13 protein-coding genes are annotated in these 14,360 nt (G+C 71.7%); 4 read left to right on the top strand and 9 right to left on the bottom strand.

Translation table 11 applies throughout. The annotated features are described in order from the left end of the window. Nucleotides 1-98 precede the first annotated feature (98 nt). Complete coding sequence (locus VSH64_RS12235; RefSeq protein WP_326835681.1) at nt 99-2,321, bottom strand: glycoside hydrolase family 15 protein; 2,223 nt, start codon at nt 2,319-2,321, stop codon at nt 99-101. 196 nt (nt 2,322-2,517) lie between these two features. Between VSH64_RS12235 and VSH64_RS12230 the strand changes: the two genes are divergently transcribed. After that, a complete protein-coding gene (locus VSH64_RS12230) occupies nt 2,518-2,997 on the top strand; it encodes a single-stranded DNA-binding protein (RefSeq protein ID WP_326835680.1) in 480 nt (159 codons plus the stop codon). Between the two features lie 526 nt (nt 2,998-3,523). Here the strand turns inward: VSH64_RS12230 and VSH64_RS12225 are convergent. Together VSH64_RS12225 and VSH64_RS12220 are read right to left on the bottom strand one after the other, a co-directional pair. Next, complete coding sequence (locus tag VSH64_RS12225) at nt 3,524-4,021, bottom strand: MarR family winged helix-turn-helix transcriptional regulator (RefSeq protein WP_326835679.1); 498 nt, start codon at nt 4,019-4,021, stop codon at nt 3,524-3,526. 65 nt (nt 4,022-4,086) lie between these two features. Then, nucleotides 4,087-4,449, bottom strand: coding sequence for an ArsR/SmtB family transcription factor (locus VSH64_RS12220; RefSeq protein WP_326835678.1), 363 nt, complete (start codon nt 4,447-4,449; stop codon nt 4,087-4,089). Nucleotides 4,450-4,516: 67 nt separating this feature from the next. Here VSH64_RS12220 and VSH64_RS12215 point away from each other — a divergent pair, with 67 nt between their 5' ends. Continuing rightward, nucleotides 4,517-5,521 carry a cation diffusion facilitator family transporter gene (locus tag VSH64_RS12215; RefSeq protein WP_326835677.1) on the top strand — a complete coding sequence of 335 codons (1,005 nt, stop codon included), beginning with the start codon at nt 4,517-4,519 and terminating at the stop codon, nt 5,519-5,521. A gap of 183 nt (nt 5,522-5,704) precedes the next feature. Here VSH64_RS12215 and VSH64_RS12210 read toward each other — a convergent pair whose 3' ends face one another. Both VSH64_RS12210 and cmtR read right to left on the bottom strand, forming a co-directional pair. Beyond that, nucleotides 5,705-6,349, bottom strand: coding sequence for a cation transporter (locus VSH64_RS12210; RefSeq protein ID WP_326835676.1), 645 nt, complete (start codon nt 6,347-6,349; stop codon nt 5,705-5,707). 1,016 nt (nt 6,350-7,365) lie between these two features. After that, nucleotides 7,366-7,710: a Cd(II)/Pb(II)-sensing metalloregulatory transcriptional regulator CmtR gene (cmtR, locus tag VSH64_RS12205; protein ID WP_326835675.1), complete on the bottom strand. Its 345-nt coding sequence runs from the start codon at nt 7,708-7,710 to the stop codon at nt 7,366-7,368. A 130-nt stretch (nt 7,711-7,840) separates the two neighbouring features. On the opposite strand from cmtR, the gene VSH64_RS12200 reads away from it, so the two are divergent. Together VSH64_RS12200 and VSH64_RS12195 are read left to right on the top strand one after the other, a co-directional pair. Continuing rightward, the gene (locus VSH64_RS12200) at nt 7,841-8,470 is read left to right on the top strand and encodes a hypothetical protein (RefSeq protein WP_326835674.1); all 630 of its coding nucleotides are present in this window, start codon (nt 7,841-7,843) and stop codon (nt 8,468-8,470) included. Nucleotides 8,471-8,480: 10 nt separating this feature from the next. Continuing rightward, nucleotides 8,481-9,293 carry a helix-turn-helix transcriptional regulator gene (locus tag VSH64_RS12195; protein ID WP_326835673.1) on the top strand — a complete coding sequence of 271 codons (813 nt, stop codon included), beginning with the start codon at nt 8,481-8,483 and terminating at the stop codon, nt 9,291-9,293. A gap of 1,103 nt (nt 9,294-10,396) precedes the next feature. On the opposite strand, the gene VSH64_RS12190 is transcribed toward VSH64_RS12195, so the two are convergent. The 4 genes from VSH64_RS12190 to VSH64_RS12175 form a co-directional block, all read right to left on the bottom strand. Further along, nucleotides 10,397-11,287 (bottom strand): 2-hydroxy-3-oxopropionate reductase, encoded by an 891-nt coding sequence (locus VSH64_RS12190; protein WP_326835672.1) that lies wholly within the window; start codon nt 11,285-11,287, stop codon nt 10,397-10,399. Then, nucleotides 11,284-12,111, bottom strand: a complete 828-nt coding sequence (locus tag VSH64_RS12185) for a hydroxypyruvate isomerase family protein (protein ID WP_326835671.1) — start codon at nt 12,109-12,111, stop codon at nt 11,284-11,286. The genes VSH64_RS12190 and VSH64_RS12185 overlap by 4 nt, the downstream gene beginning before the upstream one ends. A gap of 96 nt (nt 12,112-12,207) precedes the next feature. After that, nucleotides 12,208-13,293, bottom strand: coding sequence for an acyl-CoA dehydrogenase family protein (locus VSH64_RS12180; protein ID WP_326835670.1), 1,086 nt, complete (start codon nt 13,291-13,293; stop codon nt 12,208-12,210). A 129-nt stretch (nt 13,294-13,422) separates the two neighbouring features. Continuing rightward, a complete protein-coding gene (locus tag VSH64_RS12175; protein ID WP_326835669.1) occupies nt 13,423-14,346 on the bottom strand; it encodes a 2Fe-2S iron-sulfur cluster-binding protein in 924 nt (307 codons plus the stop codon). Nucleotides 14,347-14,360 lie beyond the last annotated feature (14 nt).

The following is a 14,360-nucleotide window of genomic DNA, read 5'->3' as shown; positions in this document are numbered from 1 at the left end:
AAGCAAGCCCGAGTCCCGATCACGGATCCCCTGTGCCAGCACGACCGCCCGTCGCGCTCGGCCTCACGCCCCGCCGCCGAAATCCGGCCGCCCGACCCTCAACTGCCGTAGCGGTCCTTCACCACCGCAGGCGTATCCACGTTGTGCCCGGCATCCATACTCTGCGCCAACCGCAGATACTGCCCTTCCGCCCACATCAATGGCGCCGCGCTCCCCGTCGGACGGCCGAGCGCGAAACACCCACTCGACCGGTCCCACACCTGCTCCGGAATGAAGTACCCGGCATTGGCCGCGTCCGCCATGGACTTCAGGTACACCGCGGCCGAGCGGCCATTGGCGAGCTCGTACTCACCACGTTCGCCCGACAGCACCGGCCACAGCCGACCGAACCGTTGCGGGCCGCCGGCGGGCCAGCCCGTGCAGGCCGAGGTGCTTTCGCCGTAGTTGTCGTGCGGGTAGCGGTGGAAGTAGACGTCGCCGTTCGGCAGCGTGACCTGCATGGCCGCGTTGCCGTCGAACGCGGCGGCCGTCGGGGCGATCGAGGCGGCGATCGTCGGGTCGCCGGGCGCACGCACGCCGAGGCGCACGAGGTCGAGGAAGCCGAAGTCCACCACGTCGTGCTCGAAGAAGCAGCCTTCGTCGAAGCAGATCTGGCCACCGTCGTTCGGGTCGGTGCCTTTGTCGAGCCGTTCGTAGTACGTGTGCCCGCCCCAGAAGCCGGACTTGGTCACCGTCCAGGCGTCCAGCGAAGCCCGCCACGAGTCCGCAGTGGACTCCCACGTCGTGGCGCTCACGGTGTCGCCGTTCGCGCGGGCGATCGCACCGGCGCTGACGAGCCCCGCGATCTCCGCGGCGATCGACGACGGTGAGCGGCCAAACTGCTCCTCCCAGCGTTCGGTCGTGGCGGGACCGCTCGTGCGCAGGTGCTCGGCGGTCACCTTGACCTTCGCGTACGTGGCGGCGTCGGTGAGGCCGGTGAGCCACGCGAGCACGATCGCGTCGGCGTCCTGGTCGAGCTGCTCACAGCACCCGAGCTGCTGCGCACTCGCGCCCGCGACGCCGCTCACGGGGCTGTAGCGCGGGAACGCGCCGGCCGGGTAGGTCGTGCCGTCGCCCGCGGTGGGCGTGCCGATCCACTGCGAGCCCCACAGGAACTGCGCCATGCGCCGGGGTTGCGCGGTGTCGCCGGCGGCCAGCAGCCCCGTGGTCTGCTGGTACAGGTCACGACCCCACACGCGGTGGTAGCCGTCGTTGAGGCTGTCGCCGTTCACGACGTCGCCCCACGGCGTCGCCAGACCGGCCACCGAAGCCCCGCGGAACGTCTTGTCCTCCGCCGCGTGCAACGCCATCGCGGCCACGTAGTACGCCCTGCGCCGCTGCTGATCCCCCGCCACGCTCGCGGGCGCGGGTTTGAGGCCGCTGACGTAGGAATTCCACCCTGCGCGGTAGCCGGTTTCAAGTCCCGCGAAGCCGGCTGAGAGCGAACCGGTGGCCGCGCTCGTCGCCGCCTGCGCCGAGGCGCCGTACCCGAGAGCGACGGTGAACGTCGTGTCCGCCGCGACGGGGATCTGTCCACACTGGACCACGTTGCCGGCACCCGACACGGAATCGAACCCGTTGTCCAGCCGCTGGTCCGCGCGCAGGTCGACGAGACAGTCACTGGCCGCGCCCGAATAACCGTTGTCGTGCGCCGAGAAGCCCGTCGACACCCGCAGCGAGGAAACGATGGTGGTCGTTGTGCCGTACAGGTTCTCCGTACCGCTCGCCACGAGCCCACTGCCATCCCACGACACCGTGTCGCCGCTCGCGCCGCCGGCCATCGACGGGTTGGCCAGCAGGTACAGCCGGTACGCGCCACCGTCGAGCGACTGGAACCGGGTGCGCGTCACGAGCGTCGCGCGGGCCGGGTCGGTGACGTAGGTCGTGGTGATGCGGTAGCGACCGCTCTTCGCGGTGTTGGTCACGGTGTATTCGAGCGACTTCTCGTCCGGCATCGACACGACGTGGTCGGTCGCGTCGCGTTCGAGGTCGACGAAGGACGAGCCGTCGGTGACCGCGTACTGCATATCCTGCGTCTCGGGAACGTCAACGCGCGGGTAGAAGACCTCCGACGTCACCCCGTCGGCCACGGTGAACCACACGGGGCTCTGCGTGCTCGCCGACGTGCCGAGCGCTGTTTTGTCCCCGGTGGTCCAGGAAGACGGGCCTCCGCAGCAATCAGTGGCCGCCCCGCTCGCATTCGCGGCGGCTGTCGTCGCGGCACTCGCCGCCACCAAAGCCAGCGCCACCACGACCGCGCGGGTTTTCTGCCAGGTCCTCATCCGTTCCCTCTCCTCGCACTCGGCCCGTTCATCGTGCCCGGTGCGAGGTGCGCCCGGCCACGGCCGAAGGAAGGGTTCCCGCACACCACCTGATGGAGTGACGGCCACGCCCCCGGAAACTGTCGTACCCGGATGTTCTCCTGAATTCCTCAGCGGCCCCACCCCGGGCGCCGCCGCGAACGCACAGGAGCACCCCGTGTCCGGAGAAACCGTCCTCACTGTCGTCGGCAACCTCACGTCCGACCCCGAACTGCGCTACACACCGGCGGGCGCCGCGGTCGCCAACTTCACCGTCGCCTCCACCCCGCGCACCCTCGACCGCGCCAGCGGCGAATGGAAAGACGGCGAAGCCCTGTTCCTCCGCTGCACGCTGTGGCGGCAGGCCGCGGAAAACGCCGCGGAATCCCTCACCCGCGGCGCCCGCGTCATCGTCCAGGGCCGCCTCACGCAGCGCTCCTACGAAACCAAGGAAGGCGAACGCCGCACGGTCGTGGAACTCCAGGTCGACGAGATCGGCCCGTCACTGCGCTACGCCACCGCGAAAGTCAACCGCGCCAACCGCTCCGGCCCACCCTCCGGCGACTCCCCCGGCGGCACCGGCGGTTCCGACAACCTCTGGGCCCCGGTCCCTTCCGGCACCCCGGTCGTCGCGGGAGTGGGCGATCCACCCTTCTGATGGCGCGCTTCCGCCCACCGGCGGCGCACGCCCCGGTGCACCGCCCGGCCAGTTCACGGCGTCCGCGACCGTTCCGCTCGGCTTCCTTCGGCGCGCCGTGATCTCGGCAAGTCTCGTGTCCCACCACGACCAACACGAGCCGCCACAACCCCGCAACCAGAAAGGAGACACCACACGGCTGCTGGCCCGGTCATCCGAGCGCGACCAGCCTTCCGACCGGAAGGCGCCTCACCGTCGCGACATCATCCAACCCAGCCGCCACCACTCGACGTGACCCGACTTCGGCGAGCGTCCCACCGGCGACGACCGGCGCCCGATCCGCGCGCTCGACCATCCACACAAGACAACCCACCGCACCGGCTTCGAGGAGTCAGCGCAACTCCGCGAGCCTCCTCTCCGGACCCGACTCAACGTCGGCGCGTTATTCGGGCCGGTTGCCGCAACTGGACAGGACCCGAGCTCGGCGAGCATCCACCCGAGATGCCCGACGGACAACACCCCACCATCCACACAGGACCTCGCGAGGTCAGCGCAACTCCGCGAGCATCCCCTTCAAAATCCGACTCAACACCGCCGCGTCATCCGGACCGGCCGCCGAGGAAAGGAGTTTCGCCAAACCCGCCGCGTGGTCGGTCAAGGTCGCATCGATCACGTCGCGGCCCGCCGACGTGAGCGTGATCCGGAAGCTGCGCCGGTCGGCCGGGTCGAGGCTGCGTTCGACGTAGCCGGCCGTCTCGAGGCGGTCGAGGCGGTTGGTCATGCCGGCGCGCGAGGTCATCAGCGCGGCCGACAGCTCGGAGGGAGTCAGCGTGTAGGGCGCGCCCGTGCGGCGCAGGGCGGCGAGCACGTCGAACTCGCCGGGGCGCAGGCCGTGTTCGGTGAACACGCGTTCCACCGCGGACTCGACCACGCGCGTCAGCTGGGAAAGCCGGCCGAACACGTCCATGGCGGACAGGTCCAGGTCGGGCCGCTCCTGCCGCCACTGCGCGATGACCTCGTCCACGGCATCGCAAGACTCACTCACACCCGAAGTCTAGGCGAACGAAAGGAGAACCCGACGCACGAGACACACCCCGCGCCGGGCGGCGCCTAACCGGCCTCGCCCGCGGGCTCCGCGAACCCGAGCCGCAGGTGCTCGCTGTGGTACACGGCCTCGTCGAGCAGCTGGGCCACGTGATTGTCGTGGAGGCTGTAGACGATGCTGCGGCCGTTACGGGTGCCGACCACGAGCCCGAGGTTGCGCAGCAGCCGCAGCTGGTGCGACACGGCCGACTGCTCCATGCCCACCGCCGCCACCAGGTCTCCCACGGCGAGGGGTTGTTCGCGCAGCGCGCTGAGGATCAGCAGCCGGCTCGGGGTGGCGAGCGCCTGCAGTGTGGTGGCCACCGCCGCCGCGGTGGTCGCATCGAGCGGGCCGCCGGGGCGACGCCGTCCTTCGACCCCGTGTCCCATGGAGAGGAGCCTAGAACACCACCCGAGACATGAACATATCTTCATGCGTTCTGCTACCGTGCCGAGCATGGACACGCACGGGCACGGCCATGCGAACGACCACGGCCACGGTCACGGGCTCCGGCACGCCTTCAAGCCGCACAGCCACCGCTCGGCCGACCGCATCGACGACACGCTCGAGGCGAGCCGCGCCGGCATGCGGACGTTGTGGCTGTCGTTCACCGGCCTGCTGGTCACGGCGATCGCGCAGCTGGTGGTCGTCGGGTTCACCGGGTCGGTCGCGCTGCTCGGCGACACGCTGCACAACTTCGCCGACGCGCTCACCGCCGTGCCGCTGGCCGTCGCGTTCCTGCTCGCGCGGAGGAAGGCGACGCGCCGGTTCACGCACGGACTCGGCCGCGCAGAGGACCTCGCCGGGCTGGTGATCCTCGTCGTGATGGCGGGGTCGGCGGCCCTGGCCGGGTACGAGGCGATCGACCGTCTGCTGCACCCGCAGCCGATGGTGGGTGCCGGCTGGGTGGCGCTCGCGGGAGTGATCGGGTTCGCCGGCAACGAGGTCGTCGCGCGGTACCGCGTCCGGGTGGGCCGGCGGATCGGGTCGGCGGCGCTCGTCGCGGACGGTCTGCACGCGCGCGCCGACGGGTTCGCCAGCCTGGCCGTGGTGCTCGCGGCGGGTGGCGCGCTCGTCGGCTGGGCGTGGGCCGATCCGGTGGTGGGCCTGCTGATCACGGTGGCGATCGTCGTGGTGCTGCGCGAGGCCGCGCGCGAGGTGTTCGGCCGGCTGCTCGACGCCGTCGACCCGCACCTCGTGGACGACGCCGAACAGGCGCTCGCGCACACGCCCGGCGTGCTGGGCGTCGACGTGGTGCGGCTGCGCTGGATCGGCCACACCCTCGCCGCCGAGGCCGAGGTGTCGGTCGATCCGCACCGCACGCTGGCCGAGGCCCACGGCATCGCGCACGACGCCGAGCAGCACCTGGGCGCCGCGCTGCCCCGGCTCGCGCGGGCGTTGATCCACGCGCACCCGGCGCGTGACGTCAACGTCCTCCCCGCCGCTGTCAAGGAAGCGTGAACGCCGGACGCGAGCCAGGCCCGGCCGCCGCACGCTGGCGTTGTCAGAGTGACGCGTCGGAAGTGAGCGTGTGGTGAGTGATCTAGACGGTTCGGTGCTGCTGGTGAGCGTGTTCGTCGCGTTCGCGGTGGTGCTGCGGGGGTTGCAGTGGTGGCTCGGCCGCGACCGCGGGCTCACCCGCGCTCAGCAGCAGTGCTCCCCACGCCAGGCCTCCCGGCCCTCCCGCACCGCGACGGCCGCGATGACCAACGCGACGACCGGGTCGGCCCAATACCAGCCGAACAGCGTGTTGAGCAGCAACCCGGCCAGCAACACCCCGGAAAGGTAAGTGCACAGCAGGGTCTGCTTCGAGTCGGCCACGGCGCTCGCCGAGCCCAGCTCGCGGCCGGCCCTGCGCTGCGCGCCCGACAGCACCGGCATCACCGCCAGCGACACCGCCGCCAGCACGATGCCCACGGTCGAATGGCCGGCCTCGCTCCCGCGCGCCAGCGCCCACACCGCGTCGCCGACCACGTAGGCCGCCAACACGAAGAACGACCCGGCGATCACCCTCAACGCCGCCCGCTCCCGCCTCTCCGGATCCACCCCGGCGAACTGCCACGCCACCGCCGCCGCCGACGCCACCTCCACCACGGAGTCCAACCCGAACCCCACCAGCGCCCCCGAGCCCGCGGCCTCCCCCGCCGCCAGCGCGACCACGGCCTCCACCACGTTGTAGGCGATCGTCCCCGCCACCAACCACCGCACCCGCCGCGCCAGCACCCGCCGCCGCTCCCCGACCTGCCCCACCGACGCCGCACCCCCGCGCCCGTCCCGCGCGGCCGGCACGCAGCACTCCTCCGCCGACTCCCCCAGCCAGCCTCCCCCGCCCGAAACCCCCGCCTCGCCTGGCTTCCCGGCTTGCGGCACCACCGACGAGGCGACCTCACCCTGATCCGACCCCGACGGACCGCAGCAGTCAGCTGCCGACAACTCACGCACACCTGAGCCGGGCGAACCTTCCAGCTCAAGCGGCCGCTCTCCCGCCCCGGCTACGGATGACGACACGACCCCGCGCTCTTCGAGCCCGGCCGAGTCGCAGCAGTCAGCTGCCGACGCCTCCAGTCCGTGTCGCCCGCGCGGAAGCCTTGCCTCAGGCCCCTTCCCGGCGCGCGGCACCGCCGAAGGCCCGTCCCCGCGCTGGTCCAGCGCCGACGGTTCACAGCAGTCAGCTGGCGATTCGTCCCGCACGTGCGACTCGCCCGAAGCAGTCGGCGCGGGGCGCCCCTTCGACGACACCGTGGTCACAACCCGCTTGCCCGAAGCGGAAAGCAAATTCCCGCTCTCCGACCGCGCCGCCCCGACTTGGGTCTCTCGCGCTTGAGACACCGACGAGGCAGCCCCCGACTGCCCCGGTCCACGCGGCTCGCAGCAGTCGGCAGCCGATGCCGCGCCGGTACCTGACTCTTGCGAGTTACCCAGCGCGAACCGCGCGCCTGCTTTATCCACCAGTGACACAGCACCGCACTGGTCACGTCCCGTGGGCTCACCGTCAGCTGGCGATTCGTCCTGCACGTACCGCTCGCCCGAAGCAGCCAACTCAGGGCACTCCTTCGACGACACCGCTTTCACGGCTTGCGTGCTCGAAGTGGCCGACAGATTCCCGCTTTCCGCCCGCGCGGCCCCGATCCGGGTCTCGCGCGAGGCCGTCAGACCGGGCAAGAGGTGAGCCGAAGTCGATGGTGCGCACTGACTGTCTCCACGCGCCGCGGGCCGGATGTCGGCCGAGGCCGCCGAAGCGGGAGCACAGGAATCGGTGCCGCTGCAGACGTCGGTCGACCGCGCGGCGAGACGCGGCTCGGAACTCATCGACCCACCTCCGCGGCCGGCACGTCCTCCGGAGCGCAATCCGGCGTCGGCGCAACGGCAAGGACCACCTTCGTCAGTTCGGCCAGCGCGTGGGCCAGGTGCGGGTCGGCGAGGGTGTAGCGGACCTGGCGGCCCTCGTAGGTCGCGAGGACGAGGCCGCAGCCGCGCAGGCAGGAGAGGTGGTTGGAGACGTTGGAGCGGCTCAGGCCGAGCGTCTCGGCCAGCCGGGCGGGGTACGCGACGCCGTCGAGAAGCGCGACGAGGATGCGGCACCGCGTCGGGTCCGAGAGGGCGCGGCCGACGCGGGCCAGGGCCGATTCGCGGGTCTCACAGCTCAGCATGGCTTGAACAGTACAGTAGAGGCTGATCTATTCGGAAGTCACTGAACCCTGAACTGGCACCCGGCAGGTCCGAGGACGAAACCCCGTAAGATCGTCAGTCGCCGGAATCCAGTGCAACGCAGGGAGAACGATGTCCACGACCGTGTCCTCGTCGGGTGGGCTTCGGCGCGGAGCGGCGCGCGCCGCCACGGAGGTGTTGGCGCCGTGGGTGTGGGTGCTGGGGTTGCCGCTCGCGGTGGCGTGGCAGGTGACCGGCCACCGGATCGGGGCGACGGTGCTGTGGGGGCTCGTGGTGGGCGTCACGGGGTCGTTGATCCCGATGGCGGTGATCGTGCGGGGCGCGCGGCGCGGCAAGTGGGACGGGCACCACGTGACCAACCGCGCGGGCCGCCTGGTGCCGTTCGCGGTGTGCCTGGGGTCGCTGGCGGCCGGGTTCGTGGCGCTGATCGTCGGTGGGGCGCCGCGGGAGCTGATCGCGCTCACGGCGACCGAGCTGGCGTGCCTGGTGGTGGCGGTGGCGATCACGTTCGGACTGAAGTTCAAGATCTCGATCCACGCCGAGGTCGCCGCGGGGGCGACGGTGATGCTCGTGTGGGTGTACGGGCCGTGGCTGCTGCTGTTGGCGCCGTTCGTCGCGTGGGTCGCGTGGTCGCGCGTGGAGCTCGGCGACCACACCGCCGCCGAGGTGACCAGCGGCGTGTTCGTGGGCGCGGTGGTGGGCGGCGCCGTCTACTTCGGACTGCTCGCCGCACTCTCGTAGACTGCGCAGCGTGGACAACCTCCTCGGCGATTACCTGCGCGCGCGGCGTGAGCTCGTCTCACCCGCAGACGTCGGCCTGCCCGCAGGCGGCCGCCGACGCGTGCGCGGCCTGCGCCGCGAGGAGCTGGCCCTGCTGGCCGGCATCAGCAGCGACTACTACATGCGCCTCGAGCAGGGCCGCGACCAGAACCCGTCCGCCCAGGTGCTCGACGCGCTCGCCCGCGTGCTCGGCCTCGACCCCGACGCCACCGCCCACCTCCACAGCCTCGCGGCCCCCGTGCCCGCCACCTCCGTCGGCCCGGTGCCGGTGGCGCCGCCGAGCATCGCCGAACTGATCGGCACCTGGCCCACCACCCCGGCCTACGTGCAGGACCGCCTCACGAACGTCCTCGCCGCCAACCCCATCGCCACCGCCCTCTCCCCGAAGTACGCCCCGGGCCACAACCTCCTGCGCGAAGTCTTCCTCGACCCCTCCGAACGCCACTTCCGCGTCGAATGGGAACAAACCACCGCCGACGGCGTGGGCGGCCTGCGCGCCTCCCTCGGCGCCAACGTCGGCGACCCCGCGGCCACCGCGCTCGTCACGGACCTCGCCGCCCACAGCGAACGCTTCCGCGACCTCTGGTCCCGCCACGACATCAAACCCCGCACCGCCCACACCACGCGCTTCCGCCACCCGGCCGCCGGCCCCCTCACCCTCCACAGCGACAAGCTCACCCTCCCCGGCGCCGACGCCCTCCAGCTGGTGATCTTCCACGCCACCCCCGGCACCCCAGACGCCGACGCGCTCGCCACCCTGGCGAACCTGGTCGCCAGCAAGTAACCCGACCCCGCGCACGCCGCACACCACGCAGGCCCGCTTTTGACCGAGTCCCCCATTGGGCGACCACGCCTGGCAGCGCGGATTCGACCCGCTCCAGGTCTTCACCGATCGCAGCGACGCGCTCTACCGACCTGATCGCGCGCACGTTGTCTTCCGGGCGCCGGCTCGGAAACCCGCCGCCCGTCGCGCTCACATCGCTGTGGGCGGGTCCCACACTCCTGGACCCGCCCACACCAGCACCAACGACAGCCGCCCCACCCGCACCTCCCCCGCGCGCCGACGAAGTGAACCTGTCGCCCGTCGCGCGGACATCGGTCGCGCGGGGGCCCGCCCTGCACCGCTCTCGACAGCGCCAACCAAACCCGACGTCGCCCTCCACCGACGCCAGCGAGCCCCCGTCGCGCTCTGAACGCCGGCAAGCAGCCGACCCCGCGCGCGGTATCCGAGCGCCGGCCTCTCAAGCCCTGGCCTGTCGCGCACACATCGCTGCGGGCGAGTCCCCGCCTCTGGACCCGTCCACAGCAACAAACCCGCACGAACTCAGCGCCGACCTCAGCAAGGCCCCTCGCGAACCTCTGTGCCAAGCCGCGGACCTCGCACGCACCGCACTCCGAGCGCCGGCACGGGTAACTCCAGCCTCTCGCAAGCACATCGCCGTGGGCGAGTCCCCGCCTCTGGACCCGCCCACAGCAACAAACCCGCACGAACTCAGCGCCGACCTCAGCAAGGCCCCTCGCGAACCTCTGTGCCAAGCCGCGGACCTCGCACGCACCGCACTCCGAGCGCCGGCACGGGTAACTCCAGCCTGTCGCACGCACATCGCCGTGGGCGAGTCCCCGTCCCTGGATCCGCCACGGCAGCACCGCCGCAAGCCGGCACAAACTCCGAACCCGACTCCAGCGAGACCTTTCGCGAACCCCGGCACCAGCACGAAGTCCAGCCCCGGCTGCAACGTCCTCCATCCGCTGGGCCAGAAACCGCCGCTCGCCACGCGGACATCGCTGTGGGCAGGCGCCGAGACTCCCGGACCCACCCACAGCCACATCAACTCAAGCCAGCCCCGACGCCACCGCACCAACCGACGTCGGAAACACGGCCCGGACTCAGACCTCCTCCGAAGTCCTCCCCGAAACCCCTTCCACCACCTTCAACAACGCCGAATGATCCAGCGACCCATACCCCATCGCCCGCCCCGCCGCCACGAGCTGCGCGACCAACCCGGTCATCGGCAGGGCGACATCCGCCTGCCGGGCGGCGGCCAACGCGATGCCCATGTCCTTGTGGTGCAGGTCGATGCGGAACCCCGGCTGGAACTGGCGCGCCACCATCGACTTCCGCTTGAGCTCGAGGATCCGGCTGCCCGCGAGGCCGCCGGCGAGGACGTCGAGGCCGGTGCCGGCGTCGACGCCCGAGGCTTCGAGCAGGACGATCGCCTCGGCGACCAGGCCGTAGATGCCGCCGACGACGAGCTGGTTGGCCGCCTTCACGACCTGGCCCGCGCCGTGGGGGCCGACGTGGACGATGGTCTTGCCGAGGGCCTCGAAGAGGGGCCTGGCGGCCTCGAAGTCGTCCGCCTCGCCGCCGACCATGATGGACAGGGCGGCCTGCTCGGCGCCCGCCTGGCCGCCGGACACGGGAGCGTCGAGCACGCGGATTCCCTTGAGCGCCCCGGCTTTCGCGACGGCGATCGAGGTCTCCGGCCGGATGGTGCTCATGTCTGCGAGCAGAGTGCCGGGCTTCACGGCGTCGAGGACGCCGCCCGGGGCGAGCACCACCTGCTCGACCTGCGGGTGGTCTGGCAGCATGGTGATCACCACGTCCGCCTCGGCCACCGCGTCGGCCACGTCGGCGGCGGCGCGGCCGCCCGCGGCGGTGAGCTTCGCGAGCGCGTCGGCGCTCAGGTCGAAGCCGCTCACGTCGTGTCCCGCACCGGCGAGGTGCGCGGCCATCGGCGTGCCCATCACGCCGAGCCCGATGAAACCGACCTTCGTCATTCGTTGCCCCTTCGTTCTTCCGGCAGCCAGGCCAGCGACTCGAGCGTGGGGCCGTCCGGTTTGTACTCGATCCCCACGTGCCCGCGGTAACCCGCCGCAGCCAGCTTTTCCAGGTGTCCCTCGAGATCCAGCTCCCCCGTGCCCGGCTGGTGCCGGCCCGGCGCGTCGGCGATCTGCACGTGCCCGGTGCGCGGGGTGTACTCGGCGATCACGGAGTCGAGGTCGTCGCCGTTCACCGCCAGGTGGTAGAGGTCCGCGAGCAGCCGCACGTTGTCCAGCCCCAGCTTGTCGGCCACCGCGACGGCGTCGGCCGCCGTCTTCAGCGGGTAAGCGGGGGTGCCCGAAAGCGGCTCCAGCACGATCTGCGCGCCGATCTTCTCCGCCGACGAAGCCGCGGTGGCCAGGTGCTCCAGCGCCAGCGCGTCCTGCTCGGCCGGGTCGACGCCGTCGAGCCGATTGCCGTACAGCGCGTTGAAGCTGCGGCAGCCCAGGCGCTCGGCGATGCCGATCGCGATCGTGAGGCTCACGGCGAACTCGGCCTCGCGCCCGACCCACGACACGAGCCCGCGCTCACCCGCCGCCATGTCGCCGGCGAACAGGTTGAGCCCGGTCAGCCGCACGCCGGCCTGCTCGATGGAGCGCACGAACTTCTCGACCTCGACCGGCCGCGGGTCGGCGCCGTCGAAGGGCCACCAGTACTCGACCGCGGTGAAGCCCGCTGCCCGAGCGGCCTGCGCGCGCTCGAGCAGCGGGAGCTCGGTGAACAGGATCGACAGGTTGGCGGTGTAGGGCAGCGAGTGCCGCACCCCGGCGGGACCGGTCATCGGATACCTCGGCTCATCGGATTGCTCTGACCTCTAGTTTCGCATTGTGGAAGCTTTCTTCCGTAGTTCGAGAATAGCGGTCGGCACTGTGCCCGGTCAACGGGCCACGTGCAGTTCCCGGGGCACAGCGGCGCCACTCGCGCGGGCGGCGAGGTCCACCACCGTGTCCACGGTCGGCTCCAGCGCGCAGTGCGCTCGCGCGTCACGGAAGCAGCGCTCTACCACCGAGTCACCCGGATAGGCCGAGCACAGCCGCAGCGCGACCTCGGTGATCGCCGTGACCGCCTCGCCCGCGCTCAGCCAGAGGTGGAAGAACCTCGGCAGCGCGTGGGCCGGGTCCCAGCTGCTCGTGGCGAACGCGTCGGCGGCCAGCACCCGCACGGCCGAAGCCCGCAGCCGCATGCGCGCCAGATCCGCCTGCGCCGCACCGGAATCGACCGCGGCCACGCGCTCGATCGCCGTCTCCGCCAGCCCCAGCGCGACGGCCGCGCCGAGGCCCAGGAACCACGGCAGCGCCAGATCGAGCACCACGTCGGCGCCGTCTCCGTCGCGGCCGAGCACCGTGTTTTCCGGCAGCTGCACGGGATCCGCGCACACGGTGGTGGCCGCGCTCGCCCGCAGGCCCAGGCCACCGACGGACGCGGGCACGAACAGACCCGGCGCGTGACCCGGCACGAACCACAGCGTCGCCGCCCCGCGCCCGCCCGCCGGCCGGCTCGACCACACGTAGCTGTCGGCCTCCCCCGCCGCGACCACCCCGGTCTTCCGGCCGGCCAGGTCCACGACCCCGCCGTGCGCCGACGCCACGCCGTCCGGCGCGAGCAGGCGGCTGCCGGGCGCCGCGTCGGACAAGGCGAGCGTGCTGAGGTGCCGTCCCCCGGCGAGCTCCGCGCGCACGGACTGGTCCGCGTGCGCCTCCAGCACCGCGACGGCCGCGAAGTGCGACCGCAGCACGGTGGCCGTGCTCGCGCAGGAACGCGCCACCACCTCCACCACGCGCGCGGCTTCGGCCAGCCCGTGGCCACCACCGCCCAGCCGCCTCGACGCGGTGAGCGCCAGCACGCCCTTGCGGCTCAACGCGGCCATCGCCGCGCGTGGGAAGCGCGCGAGCCGGTCGGCTTCGGCCGCGCCCGGCGCCACGGCCGAAGCCACGACCCTGGAGATTTCTTCGACGGAAGGCACCATTGCCCCCTTCGTTCGGGGTGGATCGCGCGCGGACGCGCGGGACCCGCCGTCCCGCACGTCCGCGGGTGAAGGCGGCCGGGACGGGGGGACGACGGGTCCGTGGGAAGGCGGTCGGGGCGACCGCCGTCAGGTGTTCTGCACGTGCTGCCAGCCGAAGCGGCCCTTGATGCAGAGGTTTCCGTGGGTCACGGAGCTTTCGTGCGGGCTGGTGACCTTCACGATCTCGTTGTCCTGCACGTGCAGCGTGAGGTTGCAGCCGACGCCACAGAACGTGCACACGGTCGTGGTCTCCGTCTGCCGCTCCTCGTCCCAGGTGCCGGCCTCGCGTTTGTCGTGCTCGGCCTTGAAGCTCAGCGCACCCGTGGGACAGACCTCCACGCAGTTTCCACAGTAGACACACGCGCTGTCGGGCAGCGGCGTGGAGAACTCGGTGGAGATGCGCGCGCCGAACCCGCGGCCGGCGACCGAGATCGCGAACGAGTTCTGCCACTGGTCCCCGCAGGCGTCCACGCACTTGTAGCACAGGATGCACTTGCCGTAGTCCCGCACGTAGAGCGCGTTGTCCACCTTCACCGGCTGCGCCACGGTGGCCGCGGTCAGCCCGTCGACCTCCTCGTGCTCGCCGGGCAGCGCGTCGTCCCGCTCGGCCGACGGCGGCGCGGGCGGACCGAACCTCTCGGGATTCGCGCCGGTCTCGGCCATCCACTCGGCCACGCCGGGAGTGGTCGACAGGTCCGTGGCCGAGCCGAGCAGCTCCAGCACGACCTTGCGGCTCGTCCTCGTGCGCTCGGAGTCCGTGTGTACGACCATGCCCGGCTCGGCCTTGCGAGAGCACGACGGCACGAGCGTCCGCGAGCCCTCCACCTCCACCATGCACACACGGCACGCGTTGGCTGGCTTGAGCGTGTCGCCGTAGCACAGCGTGGGAATGTCCTTCCCCACGGCCGAACACGCCTCCAGGATCGTGGCACCCTCGGGCACACTCACCGTCGCGCCGTCCACAGTGACCTCGACGAGCCGCTTCGGCAACCCCAGATCAACAATCGTCATGACTCCTCCACGGG

This window comes from Amycolatopsis rhabdoformis (assembly GCF_035918295.1).
Taxonomy (GTDB): domain Bacteria; phylum Actinomycetota; class Actinomycetes; order Mycobacteriales; family Pseudonocardiaceae; genus Amycolatopsis; species Amycolatopsis rhabdoformis.
Note: the sequence above shows the minus strand (reverse complement) of the source record. Positions and strands in the feature narration are given on the sequence as shown.

Excerpts from the sequence above, each read along its gene's own strand:
- VSH64_RS12235 (WP_326835681.1), bottom strand. The coding sequence starts at position 2,321 with ATGAGGACCTGGCAGAAAACCCGCGCGGTCGTGGTGGCGCTGGCTTTG.
- VSH64_RS12220 (WP_326835678.1), bottom strand. The coding sequence starts at position 4,449 with ATGGGACACGGGGTCGAAGGACGGCGTCGCCCCGGCGGCCCGCTCGAT.
- VSH64_RS12215 (WP_326835677.1), top strand. The coding sequence starts at position 4,517 with ATGGACACGCACGGGCACGGCCATGCGAACGACCACGGCCACGGTCAC.
- cmtR (WP_326835675.1), bottom strand. The coding sequence starts at position 7,710 with ATGCTGAGCTGTGAGACCCGCGAATCGGCCCTGGCCCGCGTCGGCCGC.
- VSH64_RS12200 (WP_326835674.1), top strand. The coding sequence starts at position 7,841 with ATGTCCACGACCGTGTCCTCGTCGGGTGGGCTTCGGCGCGGAGCGGCG.
- VSH64_RS12190 (WP_326835672.1), bottom strand. The coding sequence starts at position 11,287 with ATGACGAAGGTCGGTTTCATCGGGCTCGGCGTGATGGGCACGCCGATG.
- VSH64_RS12185 (WP_326835671.1), bottom strand. The coding sequence starts at position 12,111 with ATGACCGGTCCCGCCGGGGTGCGGCACTCGCTGCCCTACACCGCCAAC.
- VSH64_RS12175 (WP_326835669.1), bottom strand. The coding sequence starts at position 14,346 with ATGACGATTGTTGATCTGGGGTTGCCGAAGCGGCTCGTCGAGGTCACT.